The 16,914-nt window shown below is 72.1% G+C and carries 12 protein-coding genes and 1 pseudogene; 8 read left to right on the forward strand and 5 right to left on the reverse strand.

Features of this window, described 5'->3' with window-relative positions; genetic code table 11:
• Positions 1 to 30: 30 nt before the first annotated feature.
• The gene (locus WAB15_RS29115) at positions 31 to 1,449 is read left to right on the forward strand and encodes a sugar porter family MFS transporter (protein ID WP_407288037.1); all 1,419 of its coding nucleotides are present in this window, start codon (positions 31 to 33) and stop codon (positions 1,447 to 1,449) included.
• Between the two features lie 20 nt (positions 1,450 to 1,469).
• Here the strand turns inward: WAB15_RS29115 and WAB15_RS29120 are convergent, their stop codons facing one another.
• Positions 1,470 to 1,796, reverse strand: a complete 327-nt coding sequence (locus tag WAB15_RS29120; protein WP_407289374.1) for a hypothetical protein — start codon at positions 1,794 to 1,796, stop codon at positions 1,470 to 1,472.
• Between WAB15_RS29120 and WAB15_RS29125 the strand changes: the two are divergent.
• A pseudogene (locus tag WAB15_RS29125) lies at positions 1,766 to 1,867 on the forward strand (anti-sigma factor); the annotation flags it as partial. The gene WAB15_RS29120 and the pseudogene WAB15_RS29125 sit on opposite strands and share 31 nt — an antisense overlap.
• A 37-nt stretch (positions 1,868 to 1,904) precedes the next feature.
• On the opposite strand, the gene WAB15_RS29130 reads toward WAB15_RS29125, so the two are convergent.
• From WAB15_RS29130 to WAB15_RS29140, 3 genes are all read right to left on the reverse strand, one after another.
• Entirely contained in the window at positions 1,905 to 2,900 is a 996-nt protein-coding gene (locus tag WAB15_RS29130; RefSeq protein WP_399147178.1) for an LLM class flavin-dependent oxidoreductase, read from the reverse strand.
• A gap of 110 nt (positions 2,901 to 3,010) precedes the next feature.
• Complete coding sequence (locus tag WAB15_RS29135; RefSeq protein WP_399147179.1) at positions 3,011 to 4,498, reverse strand: purine-cytosine permease family protein; 1,488 nt, start codon at positions 4,496 to 4,498, stop codon at positions 3,011 to 3,013.
• Between the two features lie 234 nt (positions 4,499 to 4,732).
• Positions 4,733 to 5,965: an NAD(P)/FAD-dependent oxidoreductase gene (locus WAB15_RS29140; RefSeq protein WP_407288038.1), complete on the reverse strand. Its 1,233-nt coding sequence runs from the start codon at positions 5,963 to 5,965 to the stop codon at positions 4,733 to 4,735.
• Between the two features lie 144 nt (positions 5,966 to 6,109).
• On the opposite strand from WAB15_RS29140, the gene ftsY reads away from it, so the two are divergent.
• On the forward strand, positions 6,110 to 7,345 hold the full coding sequence (gene ftsY / locus WAB15_RS29145) for a signal recognition particle-docking protein FtsY (RefSeq protein WP_407288039.1): 1,236 nt from the start codon (positions 6,110 to 6,112) through the stop codon (positions 7,343 to 7,345).
• Between the two features lie 250 nt (positions 7,346 to 7,595).
• Here the strand turns inward: ftsY and WAB15_RS29150 are convergent, their stop codons facing one another.
• Positions 7,596 to 8,264 carry a bifunctional DNA primase/polymerase gene (locus tag WAB15_RS29150; RefSeq protein WP_407288040.1) on the reverse strand — a complete coding sequence of 223 codons (669 nt, stop codon included), beginning with the start codon at positions 8,262 to 8,264 and terminating at the stop codon, positions 7,596 to 7,598.
• Between the two features lie 511 nt (positions 8,265 to 8,775).
• Between WAB15_RS29150 and WAB15_RS29155 the strand changes: the two genes are divergently transcribed.
• From WAB15_RS29155 to ffh, 5 genes are all read left to right on the forward strand, one after another.
• Positions 8,776 to 10,251 carry a hypothetical protein gene (locus tag WAB15_RS29155; RefSeq protein WP_407288041.1) on the forward strand — a complete coding sequence of 492 codons (1,476 nt, stop codon included), beginning with the start codon at positions 8,776 to 8,778 and terminating at the stop codon, positions 10,249 to 10,251.
• 398 nt (positions 10,252 to 10,649) lie between these two features.
• Entirely contained in the window at positions 10,650 to 11,990 is a 1,341-nt protein-coding gene (locus WAB15_RS29160) for an ammonium transporter (protein WP_407288042.1), read from the forward strand.
• Positions 11,987 to 12,325 (forward strand): P-II family nitrogen regulator, encoded by a 339-nt coding sequence (locus WAB15_RS29165; protein WP_384433646.1) that lies wholly within the window; start codon positions 11,987 to 11,989, stop codon positions 12,323 to 12,325. Before WAB15_RS29160 ends, WAB15_RS29165 begins: the two co-directional genes overlap by 4 nt.
• A gap of 235 nt (positions 12,326 to 12,560) precedes the next feature.
• Positions 12,561 to 15,050 (forward strand): [protein-PII] uridylyltransferase, encoded by a 2,490-nt coding sequence (locus WAB15_RS29170; RefSeq protein WP_407288043.1) that lies wholly within the window; start codon positions 12,561 to 12,563, stop codon positions 15,048 to 15,050.
• Between the two features lie 152 nt (positions 15,051 to 15,202).
• A complete protein-coding gene (gene ffh, locus WAB15_RS29175; RefSeq protein ID WP_399147185.1) occupies positions 15,203 to 16,756 on the forward strand; it encodes a signal recognition particle protein in 1,554 nt (517 codons plus the stop codon).
• The last annotated feature ends 158 nt before the right edge of the window (positions 16,757 to 16,914 follow it).

Here is a 16,914-nt window from a genome sequence, read left to right on the forward strand (position 1 = left end):
GGCAGCGCAGCCGGGCCACTGGAGTTCACGTTGACCAGCACCGCGCAGCCGACGGTCCCGGAAGGCCGCAAGGCCCATCCCGAGCACCTCGGCCATGTCATCTTCATCACCGCGGCTGCCGCGATGGGCGGCTTTCTCTTCGGCTACGACAGTTCCGTCATCAACGGTGCCGTCGAGGCGATCCGCAGCCGCTATGACGTCGGGTCCGCCGTACTCGCCCAGGTGATCGCCGTCGCGCTGATCGGCTGCGCCATCGGCGCCGCCACCGCCGGCCGGATCGCGGACCGGATAGGCCGCATCCGTGTGATGCAGATCGCCTCGGTGCTCTTCACCATCAGCGCCGTCGGTTCGGCCCTGCCCTTCTCCCTCTGGGACCTCGCCTTCTGGCGGGTCATCGGCGGCTTCGCGATCGGTATGGCCTCGGTCATCGGCCCGGCCTACATCGCCGAGGTCTCGCCGTCCGCCTACCGTGGCCGGCTCGGCTCGTTCCAGCAGGCCGCGATCGTCGTCGGCATCGCCATCTCCCAGCTCGTCAACTGGGGCATCCTCAACCTCGCCGACGGCAAGCAGCGCGGCACGCTCGCCGGTCTCGAGGCCTGGCAGTGGATGCTCGGCGTGATGGTCGTCCCGGCGGTGCTCTACGGTCTGCTCTCCTTCGCGATCCCCGAGTCGCCGCGCTACCTGATCTCCGTCGGCAAGCTCGACCGCGCCAAGGAGGTGCTGGCCGAGGTCGAGGGCCACAGCGTGAACCTCGACACCCGGGTCGCCGAGATCGACCAGGCGATGCGCAGCGAGCACAAGTCCACGTTCAAGGACCTGCTCGGCGGCAAGATGGGCTTCCTGCCGATCGTCTGGGTCGGCATCGGCCTCTCGGTCTTCCAGCAGCTGGTCGGCATCAACGTCGCGTTCTACTACTCCTCGACGCTGTGGCAGTCCGTCGGCATCAACCCCGAGAGCTCGTTCTTCTACAGCTTCACCACGTCGATCATCAACATCGTCGGCACCGTCATCGCGATGATCTTCGTCGACAAGATCGGCCGCCGTCCGCTGGCGCTGATCGGCTCGGCCGGTATGGCCGTCTCGCTCGCGCTGGAGGCCTGGGCCTTCTCCGCCAAGACCGCCGCCGGTACGCTGCCGGCCGCCGAAGGCACCGTGGCCCTGATCGCCGCCCACGTCTTCGTGCTCTTCTTCGCGCTCTCCTGGGGCGTCGTGGTCTGGGTCTTCCTCGGCGAGATGTTCCCGAACAAGATCCGCGCCGCCGCGCTGGGCGTCGCCGCCTCCGCGCAGTGGATCGCCAACTGGGCCATCACCGCCAGCTTCCCGAGCCTGGCCGACTGGAACCTGTCGGGTACGTACGTGATCTACACATTCTTCGCCCTGCTCTCGATCCCCTTCGTGCTCAAGTTCGTGAAGGAGACGAAGGGCAAGGCGTTGGAGGAGATGGGCTAACCCCCCGCCAGTCCTTCTCCTCAGTACTGGCTGCTGCCCCGGGTCCCAAGGCGACCCGGGGCAGCAGTCTTTGTATCGGCACCGGGGGCCTGGCGCCGGCCGGCCGCGGTCGTCCAAAACGCCCTGCTGTACGCCGCCGGCGTGGTGTGCAGGGCCTGCTGGAAGCGGCGGCGGAGGTTGGTCGCCGAGGACAGGCCGACCCGCAGCGCGATCGCCTCGACGGTCAGATCGGTCTCCTGACGCTGGGGGAGTGCGCCCCGACCGGCCAGGGTGGAGGCATGAGCGACGAACCACTCGACGACCGCGCCCGCCGGCGGACCACCCGGCGGGGTCCTTCCTCCACGCACCGGCCGGGTCCTGGCACATACCGCGGTCGGCGACGGGGTGCCGCCTGTTCGTCTTCTACCCGGAGGGCTGAGCGGCCGCCCCGCCTCAGGGCCGCGCCGCGTCGGGCGTCAGTCCCCGAGGCGGGGCAGCACCCGCTCGGCGAACAGGTGCAGCGAACGCCAGCCCTCGTCGACGGGCATCCCGCCGCACAGCGGGTGCAGGATCAACGAGCCCTGGGCGCCCGTCTCCTGGGCCAGCTTCACGCACTCGTCCGGGGTGAGGACGCGGTAGACGCCCTCCCGGCGCAGCCCTTCGGCGTCCCGCGCGCTCGAGCGCACCGCGGAGCGGGTGCCGGCCGACTGCCAGGAGGCGTACGTCCGCGCCTCGTGCAGCAGATGGCCGCCGTACTCGGCCCACGTACGGTCCGGGTCCTCGGACAGGTGCAGCAGCGAGGTCCGGTCCGGCGGCTGCAGCACCCAGCCGTCGGTGCCGAAGGCCGCGCGCTGCTCGTGGTAGTAGGCCGCCAGCTCCGGGAGGTGGGCGCTGGGGAAGAGCGGCAGCCCCAGGCGGGCGGCGCGCCGGGCCGCGGCGCGGGAGCTACCGCCGATCAGCAGCGGCGGATGCGGCCGGGTATAGGGGCGCGGGGTCACCCGGACCGTACGCCCCTGATAGGTGAAGGGTTCGCCGGTCCAGGCGGACAGCAGCGTCGCCAGCACCTCGTCCTGGAGTGCGCCCCGGCGCCGCCAGTCCTTGCCGTGCGCCGCGTACTCCTCGGGCCGGTAGCCGAGGCCGGCGACGGTGGTCAGCCGGCCGCCGCTGAGCAGGTCGAGCGAGGCGAGGTCCTCGGCCAGCCGCAGCGGGTCGTGCAGCGGGGTGATCAGTGCGGAGACGGTGACGCCGATGCGGCGGGTGGCGCCGAAGACGGCGCCGGCGAAGGTGAGCGGCGAGGGCATCCAGCCGTTGGTGGTGGCGTGGTGCTCCTCGGTCTGGACCATCGACAGACCGCGGTCGTCGGCGAAGGCCGCCATCTCGACGGCGGCGCGGTAGCGCGCGGTCAGCGCGGCGGGCGTGGGGGAGGGGTCGACGAGGTTGAAGCGGACGACCGTGACGGGCAGGGCTGACATGGCAAACGTCCCCTTCGCCAAGAACGGTTGGCGAAGGGGACGTTAGCTGACGTGGCGTCAGTTCACTAGGGGCGTGATCCGGCCGCCGCGTCGGCCGGGGGCGGCGGGGGTCAGCCCACCTCGGCCGTCCGGCGGGCCTCGGCGCGCGAAGCGTCGGCGGCCGCCGGGACGTTCTCCCTGGGCGCGGGCAGTACGGCGAAGACCAGCGCGGCGATGGCGATCGTGGCCGCCCAGCCCAGGCCGTTCTCGCCGATCCAGGTGCCGGCCAGCGGGCCGGTGAACCACTGGACCTTGGTGAAGCACAGGCCCGCGACGAGCGCGACCGACCAGGCGGTCATGGCCTGCCAGCAGAAGCCGCCGACGTACCAGTAGCGGCTGGTGCGGCCGGTGTTCATCAGGCTCTCGGCGTCATAGCGCACCGCCAGCTTGCGGCGCCGCGCCATGTCGATGCCGTAGACGCCGATCCAGGCGGAGAAGGAGACCGCGAGCAGCGTCAGGAAGGCGATGAACTGGCCGATGAAGTCCTTGGCCACCAGCATCATGAACAGGCCGCCGACCAGGCTGATGGCGGCGTTGATGCTGACCGCCATGGCGCGCGGCAGCTTGACGCCCATGGTCTGGGCGGTGAAGCCCGCGGAGTACATCGACAGGCTGTTGATCAGCATCATGCCGATCAGCGCGGTGATCAGGTACGGAATCGCGATCTCACGCGGCAGGACCTGGCCGAGGAACGACATCGGGTCGGTGTTCTGGTTGGCCAGCGACGGGTTGCCGACGGCCATCACGCCACCCATGATCACCATCGGGATCAGCACCAGGGCCGCGCCGGAGATGGTGGTGCCGACGATCTTCTTGCCGGAGGCGGAGTGCGGCAGGTAGCGCGCGAAGTCCGGGCCGGTGGGGACCCAGCTGATGCCGCCGGCGGCGATGGTGCCGATGCCCGCGATCATCAGGGTGGCGCTGCCCGGCGACTTGGAGAGGATGTCGCTCCACGGCATCTTGACGATCAGATGGACCAGGACGACCACGCTGATCGCGCTGAACAGGTACGTCGAGTACTTGTTGCACAGGTTCAGCGCCTTGCGGCCCAGACCGCTCACCAGGAAGGTGCAGGCGACGAAGCCGAGCAGCGTGACGACGATCAGGACGTTGTTCGGCTTGATGCCGAACACCAGGTTCAGCACGGTCAGGATGGCGTACGCGCCGGTGACCGCGTTGATCGTCTCCCAGCCGAAGCGGGCGACCCAAAGGATCGCGCCCGGGAAGTAGTTGCCCCGCACGCCGAAGGCGGCACGGGAGAGCATCGCGCCCGGGGCGCCGCCCCACTTGCCGGAGACCGACAGTAGGCCGACCATGCCGAAGGAGACGGCGGAGGCGATGGCGGCCACGATCAGGACCTGCCAGAAGTTCAGGCCGTTGTTGATCACCAGGGAGGCGCCCATGGTGAGCAGCAACACGCTGATGTTGGCGGCGACCCAGGTGGGGAAGAGCTCGCGGACCCGGCCCCGGCGCTCGTGGTCGGGAACCGGCTCGATGCCGCGGGTCTCGACGGCGCCTTCGGTCTCGGGAGTGGGCGCGGACGTGGTGCTGGTGTCCATGAGTGCAGGTATCTCCGTGCGGGGATCTGGGGCACCCCCGGAGCGGGAGGTGCAGGCAGCGGCTGTGATGCCCGGCCAGAATGCGATTGCCAGGACTCTACGCGCGTTGCGCGGCCGTCCACCATCGTACTTTGATCCAACTTCTGCCACTGTGCACTGTTGGACCCGTTGACGAGGACGAGTGTGACCCATGCTCGTCAAAGGGTCCAGTCCTACCGCTTTGACCAGGTTTGATCAGCCGGAGGCCGGGACGGCCCGACGTTGGCCGACCCGGTGGTCCGCCCGCCGCAGCAGCTCCCCCGCGTCATCGACCGGCGGTGAGATCCATGACTCGTTGATGGCGCGCTTGAGGTCCTTGGCGAAGCCCTCGGGCCCCTCGCGCAGTGTCCGGTCCCAGCCGCTGGTGGCCACCGCGCCGGCCTCGCCGAGGTCCAGGCAGGTCGCGTACGGGTCGGGGGCGAAGTCCGCCGGAGGCAGGCCGAGCAGATCGGCCGCGGCGTTATGGCCGGCCACCTTGCCGAGCGGGGTGGCGTGCTGGCAGCTCTGCGGCAGCGGGTGGCCGCCCTGGTCGGTGGCCGCCGCGGTGTCCCCGGCCGCGTAGACGCCCGCGACGCCGCGCACCCGCAGCGCGCCGTCCACGGTGAGTCGTCCCAGCGCGTCCCGGGGCGCGGGGATCTGCGCGGTCAGCGCGCTCGCCCGCATCCCCGCCGTCCACACGGCCGTACGGGCCGGCAGGGTGCTGCCGTCCGACAGGCGCACCGAGCACGCGTCCAGGCCGGTGACCGTGATGCCGAGGCGGCGCTCGACGCCCAGCTCGTCCAGTGCCCGGGTGATCACCGGCCGGGCCGCGGCGCCCAGCCCCTCGCCGACCACCGCGGCGCGCTCGACCAGCACCACCCGCACCTGATCCGCCGCGTCGTGGGGCGCCGCCAGTGCGCGCAGCCGGCCGACGAGCTCGGTGGCGAGCTCCAGCCCGGTGAAGCCGGCGCCGACGACCACCGCGGTCCAGCGGCCCGGCCCGTCCGGCGCCTCGGGCAGCGCCCGCAGATGCTCCGCCAGCCGTACGGCCGCCGGGAGCGTGTCGATGTCGTGCAGCAGCGCGGCGCCGGGCAGCTCGGGCCGGACCAGAGCGCTCCCGGTGGCGAGGACCAGGCGCCGGTAGGCCACCTCGGTGCGGCCGCCGTCGGCCGCGACGGCGGACACCCGGCGCCGGCCGGTGTCGACCGCGGTGGCCCGGGCGGCGATCCGCCGCACCCCGACCGGGCCCAGCACCCGGTCCAGCGGTACCCGCATCCGGGCCGGATCGGCCTGGTAGAGGCGCGGCCGCAGCACCAGGTCCGGGTCCGGGGTGAGCAGTGCCACGGTGCGCGCCGCGGGCCCGGTGCCGTGCGCGCCCAGCAGCCTGGTCGCCGCGGCGGCGCTCCACAGCCCGGCGAAACCGCCGCCCAAAACCAGGACATCAAACATCCGGATTCCCCTCCCATCGCTCCGCGGGGCGGTCCCGGGGATTGAATCTGGATGCTACACATCCCGATTCAATCCGGATATCCAGAATCCAGGTTCGGCGCGTGCGGTCCCCCTCGGCGGGGCGTGACTGATACTGGAGGGGTTATGGAATTCGTCATCCTTGCTGTAGTCATCGCCGTGGTCGTGCTCGGCGCGATCAGCGGGCTCGTCGTCAGCGGCCGCAAGAAGAAGCAGCTGCCGCCGCCCCCGCCGGCTGCCCCCAAGCCCTCCGTCACCGCGCCCCCCGCCGAACCGCATGTCGGCGAGGAGGCCGAGACCCCCCGCGACGAAGACCGTCGCACCATCGAAGAAGTCGCGCTGCCCACCGCCGAGGCCCCCGAGGCCGAGGTCGAGGCGCCGGCCGCCGAGCCCGAGGCGCCCGCCGCGCCCGAGATCGAGGTGCCCGAGCCCACCGCCGGGCGGCTGGTCCGGCTGCGGGCCCGGCTCTCCCGCTCCCAGAACACCCTGGGCAAGGGCCTGCTGACCCTGCTGTCCCGCGAGCACCTCGACGAGGAGACCTGGGAGGAGATCGAGGACACCCTCCTCACCGCCGACGTCGGCGTCGCCCCCACTCAGGAGCTGGTCGACCGGCTGCGCGAGCGGGTCAAGGTCCTCGGCACCCGCACCCCCGACGACCTGCGCGCCCTGCTGCGCGAGGAGCTGCTCACCCTCATCGGGCCCGACTTCGACCGCACCGTGCACACCGCCAACGGCATCGGCAACGGCGGCGACGAGATCCCCGGCGTCGTCTTGGTCGTCGGCGTCAACGGCACCGGCAAGACCACCACCACCGGCAAGCTCGCCCGAGTCCTTGTCGCCGACGGCAAGTCCGTCGTCCTCGGCGCCGCCGACACCTTCCGTGCCGCGGCCGCCGACCAGCTGCAGACCTGGGGCGAGCGGGTCGGCGCCCGCACGGTCCGCGGGCCCGAGGGCGGCGACCCGGCCTCGATCGCCTTCGACGCGGTGAAGGAAGGCATCGCCGAGTCCGCCGACGTCGTCCTGATCGACACCGCGGGCCGGCTGCACACCAAGACCGGTCTGATGGACGAGCTGGGCAAGGTCAAGCGGGTCGTCGAGAAGCACGGCCCGGTCGGTGAGGTACTCCTCGTCCTGGACGCCACCACCGGCCAGAACGGCCTGGTGCAGGCGCGGGTGTTCGCCGAGGTCGTGGACATCACCGGCGTGGTGCTCACCAAGCTCGACGGCACCGCCAAGGGCGGCATCATCGTCGCCGTCCAGCGCGAGCTGGGCGTCCCGGTCAAGCTCGTCGGGCTGGGCGAGGGCGCGGACGACCTGGCGCCGTTCGAGCCGAAGGCGTTCGTTGACGCCCTTATCGACTGAGCTCGCCTCCGGGGCGTCATCCCCGGCTGCCCTCGGCCTCCGTACCCGCACCCGGCGGGGACGGGGGCCGATGTCGTCTCCGGGCGGCCCGGCGCTCTTGGATCATGACGTTACGTATGGGGGCCCGGCTTGCAGGGCGGACGAGGTCGCCGACCCGTGGTTCGCCGGCCGGCTCCCTCTGCGACGGTGAGGCGCCGCCGGGGCCCGCGGCGTCCGGTCGCTCCCCGCGGTGCGCGGGAGCAGCGCCGGCTCACGCGCACAGGCGGGCGCAGACGTACGCCAGCGTGCCCAGGAGCAGTCGCGCCTGCGGCGGACGGTCCGCGGTGTCCAGGGCCGGCGGGCGCAGCCAGCGCATCGGGCCATGGCCGCCGTGGTCGGACGGGGGAGCGGTGATGTGGTCGCCGAGGCCCAGCGGGCGCAGGTCGAGGGCCGCGTCGTCCCAGCCCATCCGGTAGAGCAGATCGGGGAGTTCGGCGGCCGCGCCCGGTGCGACGAAGAACAGCGCACGGCCGGTCGGGGTCGCGGCCACCGGGCCGAGCGGCAGGCCCATCCGCTCCAGGCGCGCCAGTGTGACGCGGCCCGCGACCTCCGGCACGTCGAGGATGTCGAACGAGCGGCCCACCGGGAGGAGGATGGCGGCGCCCGGCGTCTCCGCCCACGCCGCCGCGGCCTTCTCCAGGGTGGCGCCCGCCGCCAGCTCCTCGCCCAGGGCCAGCGGATGGGCGCCGGGGGAGGGGCATTCGGCGACGCCGCACGAACAGTCCGTACGGCCGCCTCCGGCGCGGACCGCACGGGCACCGGGGGCGACGTCCCAGCCCCACAGCCCGGTGTACTCCGCCACCGCGGTGATCTCGGTCGAGCGGACGCGGCGCCGGGAGGCGGAACGAATCTCCCGGATGCCGCCGATCGTGAAGCCCATGCCTCCTCCAACGGGTGGTGCGTGTCAGTGGTTACGAGTCGGCGGGTTGACGTCGGGGCGCCGTGCACGCTCCGTCGACGGCCCGAAGTGGCGGTGGCGTGACGTGGCGCGCCGGGTGGTGCGGGGTGAGCTGCGAGCCCTTGCGTGCTCCCTTCCGCCCGCCGTACGCGACCTGTGTCAAGTCAATCGTGAGAGCTGGCCGGGGAGTTCATTCGAAGGGGTGGCGAATGGTGGCGTTTCCGCGATCGCCCTCGCGGGGGGCGTGATCGTAGGATTACTTTCAGTGCACGAACCCCCGAGAGGCATCATTCGCACGGGTATGCCGGTGGCAACGCACCGGTTGAGCGCAGGCCAAAAGGTGTGGCCGGAATCCGTGATCGGGTAGATGTACCCCGGACAGGCGTCGCAACGGGCGGCGGCCTGCGGGTGGTTCGCAGTGAGCACCAGGCACGCACCAGGTACCAAGTACCAAGGCACCGGGCACCAAGGCAGCTATCGGGAGGGGCTTCCAGTGGGCGGCAACGGCGGCACGGGCGGCACCGACGCCGTCAAACAGCCCAACGCGCAGTTGGGTTCGTGGTTCATGCGCAGCGGCTGGTCCAAGGGCGAGTTGGCGCGACAGGTCAACCGCCGGGCGCGCCAGATGGGCGCCCATCACATCAGCACCGACACCTCGCGGGTGCGCCGCTGGCTCGACGGCGAGCAGCCGCGCGAGCCCATTCCCCGGATCCTGTCCGAGCTGTTCTCCGAACGCTTCGGCTGCGTCGTCGGCGTCGAGGAGCTGGGGCTGCGCTCCGCGCACCAGTCCCCCTCCGTCTCGGGCGTGGACCTGCCCTGGGCCGGCGCCCAAACGGTCGGCCTCATCAGCGAGTTCTCCCGCAGCGACCTGATGCTGGCGCGCCGCGGCTTCCTCGGCACCTCCCTGGCGCTCGCCGCCGGCCCCAGCCTCATCGAGCCGATGCAGCGCTGGCTGGTGCCCGTCCCCGCGAGCCAGGCCGGCCCCGAGGAGCCCGACCGGGCCAGGCGGCCCGCGCGGCTGTCCAAGCCGGAGCTGGACCTCCTGGAGTCGACCACCGCGATGTTCCGCCAATGGGACGCGCAGTGCGGCGGCGGGCTGCGGCGCAAGGCGGTCGTCGGCCAGCTCCACGAGGTCACCGACCTCCTCCAGGAGCCGCAGCCGGCACCGGTCGCCAAACGGCTCTTCAAGGTCGCCGCCGAGCTCGCCGAGCTGGCCGGCTGGATGAGCTACGACATCGGGCTCCAGCCGACCGCGCAGAAGTACTTCGTGCTGGCGCTGCACGCCTCCAAGGAGGCCGGCGACCGCCCCCTGGGCTCGTACATCCTCTCCAGCATGAGCCGGCAGATGATCCACCTCGGCCGGCCCGACGACGCGCTGGAGCTGATCCACCTCGCCCAGTACGGCAGCCGGGAGACGGCTACCCCGCGCACCCAGGCGATGTTGTATGCGATGGAGGCCCGCGCCTACGCCGGCATGGGCCAGCCCAGCAAGGTCAAGCGGGCCGTCCGGATGGCCGAGGACACCTTCTCCGACGTCCTGCCCGGCGAGCCCGAGCCGGACTGGATCCGCTTCTTCTCCGAGGCCGAGCTCAATGCCGAGAACGCCCACTCCTACCGCGATCTGGCCTATGTGGCCGGGCGCAGCCCCACGTACGCCTCGCTCGCCGAGCCCGTCATGGAGCGGGCCGTCGAACTGTTCGGCAAGGACGCCGAGCATCAGCGTTCGTATGCGCTCAACCTGATCGGCATGGCCACCGTCCGGCTGCTGCAGAAGGAGCCGGTGGCCTGCGCGGAGATGGCGCAGCGGGCCATCCCGTTCGCCAGGCAGGTCCGCTCGGAGCGGGTCAACACCCGGCTGCGCAAGACCGTGGACACCGCCGCCCGCGAGTTCGGTGGCGTCGCCGAGGTCATCCAGCTCACCGACGAGCTCGCCCGCCAGCTCCCGGAAACCGCGGAAGCCGTCGGCTGACGGCATCCCCCACCACTCCGGCCGCGGCCGCCGCCCCGTACAGCCCGACTCGGCTCCCCCCTGCCAGTCATACGGGCGGCGTCCGCGGCCGGTCTTTCCTTTGCGCCTAAACCGGCGTCGCTCTCGCGTAGGTGGCTGGTCGCCGTTGGGGTGGCTCAATTGATGGCTTGGGTGGGGAAGGGGATGACCTGGGTGAACAATTCTGCCGGCGAACGGGTGAATCGGGACTTACCGGCGCTGATCGCGGAGTTCATCGGGGCGTAACACAGACGCCGCCTTCGTCACGGTGGCGAAACACCCACAAGGTTTGGCCGAAACCACCCTGCGACAACCTCATCGCGAAGTCGGCCCACCAGAAACACGCCCGCACGGGCCGCATCGACGACGAGGAGACGCCGATGCCCCCAGGCATCCTGACGCTCGCAGCAGACAAGGTGACACTGAGCCCGGCGAACACCGGCTTCATGCTGATCTGCTCCGCACTGGTGATGGTCATGACCCCCGGACTCGCCTTCTTCTACGGAGGCATGGTCCGGGTCAAGAGCGTGCTCAACATGCTGATGATGAGCTTCATCAGCCTGGGCATCGTCACCATCCTTTGGGTCCTGTACGGCTTCGGACTCGCCTTCGGCACCGACAAGGGCAGCCTCATCGGCTGGGACGGCGACTTCGCGGGCCTGAGCGGCATCGGACTGACCGAGCTGTGGGGCACGACCACCATCCCGGTCTATGTCTTCGCGGTGTTCCAGCTGATGTTCGCGATCATCACGCCCGCCCTGATCAGCGGTGCCCTCGCGGACCGGGTCAAGTTCACCGCCTGGTCCCTGTTCATCGTCCTGTGGGTCACCGTCGTCTACTTCCCCGTCGCCCACTGGGTGTGGGCCGAGGGCGGCTGGCTGTTCGACCTGGGCGTCATCGACTTCGCGGGCGGCACGGCCGTGCACATCAACGCCGGCGCCGCGGCGCTCGGCGCGATCCTCGTCGTCGGCAAGCGCATCGGCTTCAAGAAGGACCCGATGCGGCCGCACAGCCTGCCCCTGGTGATGCTCGGCGCCGGCCTGCTGTGGTTCGGCTGGTTCGGCTTCAACGCCGGCTCCTGGCTCGGCAACGACGACGGCATCGGCGCGGTCGCCTTCGTCAACACCCAGGTCGCCACCGCCGCCGCGATGCTCGGCTGGCTGGCGTACGAAAAGCTCCGGCACGGCTCGTTCACCACGCTCGGCGCGGCCTCCGGCGCGGTCGCCGGACTCGTCGCGATCACCCCGGCGTGCGGTTCGGTCAGCCCGCTGGGCGCCATCGCCATCGGTGTGATCGCCGGTGTGCTGTGCGCCATGGCCGTCAACCTCAAGTACAAGCTCGGCTACGACGACTCCCTCGACGTGATCGGCGTCCACCTGGTCGGCGGCATCGCCGGATCGCTGCTGATCGGCCTGTTCGCCACCGGCGGTGTGCAGAGCAAGGCCAAGGGCCTGTTCTACGGCGGCGGCTTCGAGCAGCTCGGCAAGCAGACCGTCGGTGTGGTCTGCGTGCTGCTGTACTCGCTGGTCGTCTCCTACGTCCTTGCCAAGGTCATCGACCTGGTGATGGGCTTCCGGGTCGACGAGGACGAGGAGATCGCCGGTGTCGACCAGGCCGAGCACGCCGAGACGGCGTACGACTTCGCCGGCGCCGGCGGTGGCTCCGCGCCCCGCACCGGACCCGCACTCGGCCAGGCACTGAACAAGAAGGTGGACGCGTGAAGCTCATCACGGCAGTAATCAAGCCGCACCGGCTGGACGAGGTGAAGAACGCCCTGCACGCCTTCGGTGTGCACGGCCTGACCGTCACCGAGGCCAGCGGCTACGGCAGACAGCGCGGGCACACGGAGGTGTACCGGGGCGCCGAGTACACCGTCGACCTGGTGCCGAAGATCCGCATCGAGGTGCTGGTCGAGGACGCGGACGCCGAGGAACTGGTGGACATCGTCGTCAAGGCGGCCCGCACCGGCAAGATCGGCGACGGGAAGGTGTGGACCGTCCCCGTCGACGACGCGGTGCGGGTGCGCACCGGCGAACGAGGGCCGGACGCCCTGTAACCGGCTCGTACTCCGGTTCCGTGCCCCGGCGGCGGCATCCGCCGCCGGGGCCGGAGCCGGACCCCCATGCGGCGGATAGCCGCTCGCCCCGAGGCGGACCAGACTGGCCGTGCGGGGACGGCGGACACGCGCGCCGGGGGCCGGTGACAAGACGGCGGCGACCGGCCCGTACCGGACCGGCCGCAGGGGGACGCCGGATGACCGCGGGGGACAACACGACCAAGGAGCGCGGGAGTTGACGGAGAGCGTCGAGGAAACGGCAGGACCGGCCGGAGCGCCCACGGGGAGCGGGCCCGCCCCCGAAGGCGGCTACCCCGCGGCCAGACTGCGCCTCCTCCAGGCCAAGGAGCCCACCGGCCCCGAGCGCCGCGCCGCCCTCGCCCGACTGACCGACACATGGCTGGCCGGCCTACTGACCCGGCACGCCACCGCCGCAGGCCTCTCCGGTACCGCCCTGGTCGCCGTCGGCGGCTACGGGCGCGGCGAACTCTCCCCGCGCAGCGACCTGGACCTGCTCCTGCTGCACGACGGCCGCGCCGACCCCGGCGCCCTCGCCGCGCTCGCCGACCACCTCTGGTACCCCGTCTGGGACCTCGGCCTCGCCCTCGACCACTCCGTACGCACCCCCGCCGAGGCCCGCAAGGCGGCCCGCGAGGATCTCAAGGTGCAGCTGGGCCTGCTCGACGCCCGCCACCTGGCCGGCGACCCGGAGCTGAGCGCCGGACTGCGCACCGCGGCGTACGCCGACTGGCGCGAGAGCGCCCCCAAGCGGCTGCCGGAGCTGCACGCCCTGTGCCAGGAGCGCGCCGAGCGGCAGGGCGAGCTGCAGTACCTCCTCGAACCGGACCTCAAGGAGGCCAGGGGCGGACTGCGGGACGCCACCGCGCTGCGGGCGGTGGCCGCATCCTGGCTCGCCGACGCCCCGCGCGGCGGCCTGGAAGCCGCCCGCACCCGCCTGCTCGACACCCGCGACGCACTGCACCTGACCACCGGGCGGGCCACCGACCGGCTCTCCCTCCAGGAGCACGACCAGGTCGCCGAGGCCCTCGGCATGCTGGACTCCGACGCCCTGCTGCGGCAGACCTACGAATCCGCCCGCACCATCTCCTACGCGGCCGACGTGACCTGGCGCGAGGTCGGCCGGGTGCTGCGCGCCCGCTCCGTCAAACCCGTGCTGCGCGGCCTGCTGCCGGGCCGCGGCGCCGGCAAGGGGGAGCGCACGCCGCTCGCCGAGGGCGTGGTCGAGCTCGACGGCGAAGCGGTGCTGGCCCGCGCCGCCCGCCCCGAGCGGGACCCGGTGCTGGTGCTGCGCGCCGCCGCCGCGGCCGCCCAGGCCGGGCTGCCGCTGGCCACCCACGCCATCCGCCGCTGCGCCACGGCGATCGCCGCCCATCCGCTGCCCGTACCGTGGCCCGCCGAGGCCCGCGAGCAGCTGGTCACCCTCCTGGGGGCCGGCGCCCACACCGTGCCCGTATGGGAGGCCCTGGAGGCCGAGGGCATCGTCACCCGGCTGCTGCCGGACTGGGAGCGGGTCCGCTGCCGCCCGCAGCGCAACCCCGTCCACACCTGGACCGTGGACCGCCATCTGGTCGAGACCGCCGTACGGGCCTCCGCGCTGACCCGCCGGGTGGACCGCCCCGACCTGCTGCTGGTCGCCGCGCTGCTGCACGACATCGGCAAGGGCTGGCCCGGCGACCACTCGGTGGCCGGCGAGACCATCGCCCGCGACGTGGCCACCCGGCTCGGCTTCGACGCCCGCGACACCGCGGTGATCGCCACCCTCGTACGGCACCATCTGCTGCTCGTCGAGACCGCCACCCGGCGCGACCTCGACGACCCGGAGACCGTCGGGGCGGTCGCCGACGCGGTCCGCGGCACCCGGACCCTCGAACTGCTGCACGCCCTGACCGAGGCCGACGCACTGGCCACCGGCCCCGCCGCCTGGAGCGCCTGGCGCGGCGGACTCGTCGCCGACCTGGTCAAGCGGGTCGCCGCCCGAATCGCGGGGGAGCCCGAGCCGGACGTGCGCGGCGCGGACGAGCCGACCGCGGAGCAGGAGCGGCTGGCCATAGAGGCCGGACGCACCGGTGGCCCCGTCCTGTCCCTGCGCACCCGCGCCGAGCCGCCCACCGGGGCCGCGGACGAGGCGCCCGCACAGGAGCCGGTCGGCGTCGAACTGCTGATGGCCGTACCCGACCAGCCGGGGGTACTGCCCGCCGCGGCCGGCGTACTGGCCCTGCACCGCCTCACGGTGCGCGCCGCCGACCTGCTCTTCCTCGACCCCATCGGCCAGGGCCCGGTCCTGGTGCTGAGCTGGCGGGTGGCGGCCGAATACGGGTCGCTGCCGGAGGCCGACCGGCTCCGCGTCGACCTGGTCCGCGCCCTGGACGGCTCCCTCGACATCCCCGCCCGCCTCGCCGAGCGCGAACGCGCCTACGCCCGCCGCTCCCGCACCGTGCTCGCCCCGCCGCCCCGGGTCACCGTCGCCGCCGGCAGCTCCCGTACCGCCACCGTCATCGAGGTCCGCGCCCAGGACGCACACGGCCTGCTGCACCGCATCGGCCGCGCCCTGGAGACCGCCGGCGTCGCCGTCCGCAGCGCGCACATCAGCACGCTGGGGGCGAACGCGGTGGACGCGTTCTACGTCACGGGGACGGACGGGGCGCCGCTCGCGGACGGGGCCGCCCAGAAGGTCGCATCGGCCGTGGAGTCCGCGCTCCGGTAGCCCTACGGAACGGCGTCGGCCCTACGGGCGCGGGCGGGCCGGTGCGCCGCCCCGGCGCCGCGGATAACCGGCCCGGAACGGTTCGCTTGCCAGGACGGATACCCTAGAAGCCGACTGGACCCCGCCCCCGACCCCGAGGATCGACGACCGCCGTGTTCGATACGCTTTCCGACCGCTTGGCGAGTACTTTCAAAAACCTCCGGGGCAAGGGCCGCCTGAGCGAGGCGGACATCGACGCCACGGCGCGCGAGATCCGCATCGCGCTGCTCGAGGCCGATGTCGCCCTCCCCGTCGTCCGGGCCTTCATCAAGCAGGTCAAGGAGCGGGCCACCGGCTCCGAGGTCTCCCAGGCGCTGAACCCCGCCCAGCAGGTCATCAAGATCGTCAACGAGGAGCTCGTCGGCATCCTCGGCGGCGAGACCCGCCGGCTGCGCTTCGCCAAGCAGCCGCCGAGCGTGATCATGCTCGCGGGCCTCCAGGGTGCCGGTAAGACCACCCTCGCCGGAAAGCTCGGCCGCTGGCTCAAGACGCAGGGCCACGCCCCGCTGCTGGTCGCCTGCGACCTCCAGCGCCCCAACGCCGTCAACCAGCTCCAGGTCGTCTCCGAGCGCGCGGGCGTCGCCTTCTACGGCCCGCAGCCGGGCAACGGCGTCGGTGACCCCGTCCAGGTGGCCAAGGACTCGATCGAGCACGCGCGGACCAAGCAGTACGACGTCGTCATCGTCGACACCGCCGGCCGCCTCGGCATCGACGCCGAGATGATGCAGCAGGCCGCGGACATCCGGGACGCGGTCAGCCCCGACGAGGTCCTCTTCGTCGTCGACGCGATGATCGGTCAGGACGCGGTCAACACCGCCGAGGCCTTCCGCGACGGCGTCGGCTTCGACGGAGTCGTGCTGTCCAAGCTGGACGGCGACGCCCGCGGTGGTGCCGCGCTCTCCATCGCGCACGTCACCGGCAAGCAGATCATGTTCGCCTCCAACGGCGAGAAGCTGGACGACTTCGACGCGTTCCACCCGGACCGCATGGCGTCCCGCATCCTCGGCATGGGCGACATGCTCAGCCTGATCGAGAAGGCCGAGCAGACCTTCAGCCAGCAAGAGGCCGAGAAGATGGCGGCCAAGCTGGCGAAGGGCCCCAAGGAGTTCACCCTCGACGACTTCCTGGCCCAGATGGAGCAGGTCCGCAAGATGGGCTCCATCTCCAAGCTGCTCGGCATGCTGCCCGGCATGGGCCAGATGAAGGACCAGATCAACAACCTCGACGAGCGCGAGGTCGACCGCACCGCCGCCATCATCAAGTCGATGACCCCGGGCGAGCGCCAGGACCCGACGATCATCAACGGCTCGCGGCGCGCCCGTATCGCCAAGGGCTCCGGCGTCGACGTCAGCACCGTCAAGGGCCTCGTCGAGCGGTTCTTCGACGCCCGCAAGATGATGTCGAAGATGGCCCAGGGCGGCGGCATGCCCGGGATGCCGGGCATGCCGGGCATGGGTGGCGGCGCCGCCCGGAAGAAGAAGCAGGTCAAGCAGGCCAAGGGCAAGCGCAAGAGCGGCAACCCGATGAAGCGCAAGGCCGAGGAGGAGGCCGCGGCGGCCCGCCGCGAGGCCGCCCAGTCCGGCAACCCCCTGGGTCTGCCGCAGGGCGGCGCCCAGAGCCCGCAGGACTTCGAACTGCCCGAGGAATTCAAGAAGTTCATGGGCTGAGCCGCCCCATCACCCCGGCTCACGAGCCCCTGGCCACCATGGTGCGGCCGGGGGCTCGGGCGTTTCGCATCACCACCCCGCTCACTACACCCGCCCACCCCCCGTAAGGGGGGTGGGCGGCGGGGAAAAACCAATAGGCAGCGGGTGGGCGGCGGGTA

Origin of the sequence: Streptomyces sirii, from assembly GCF_045690365.1 — a bacterium.
In the GTDB taxonomy this organism is placed as follows: domain Bacteria; phylum Actinomycetota; class Actinomycetes; order Streptomycetales; family Streptomycetaceae; genus Streptomyces; species Streptomyces sirii.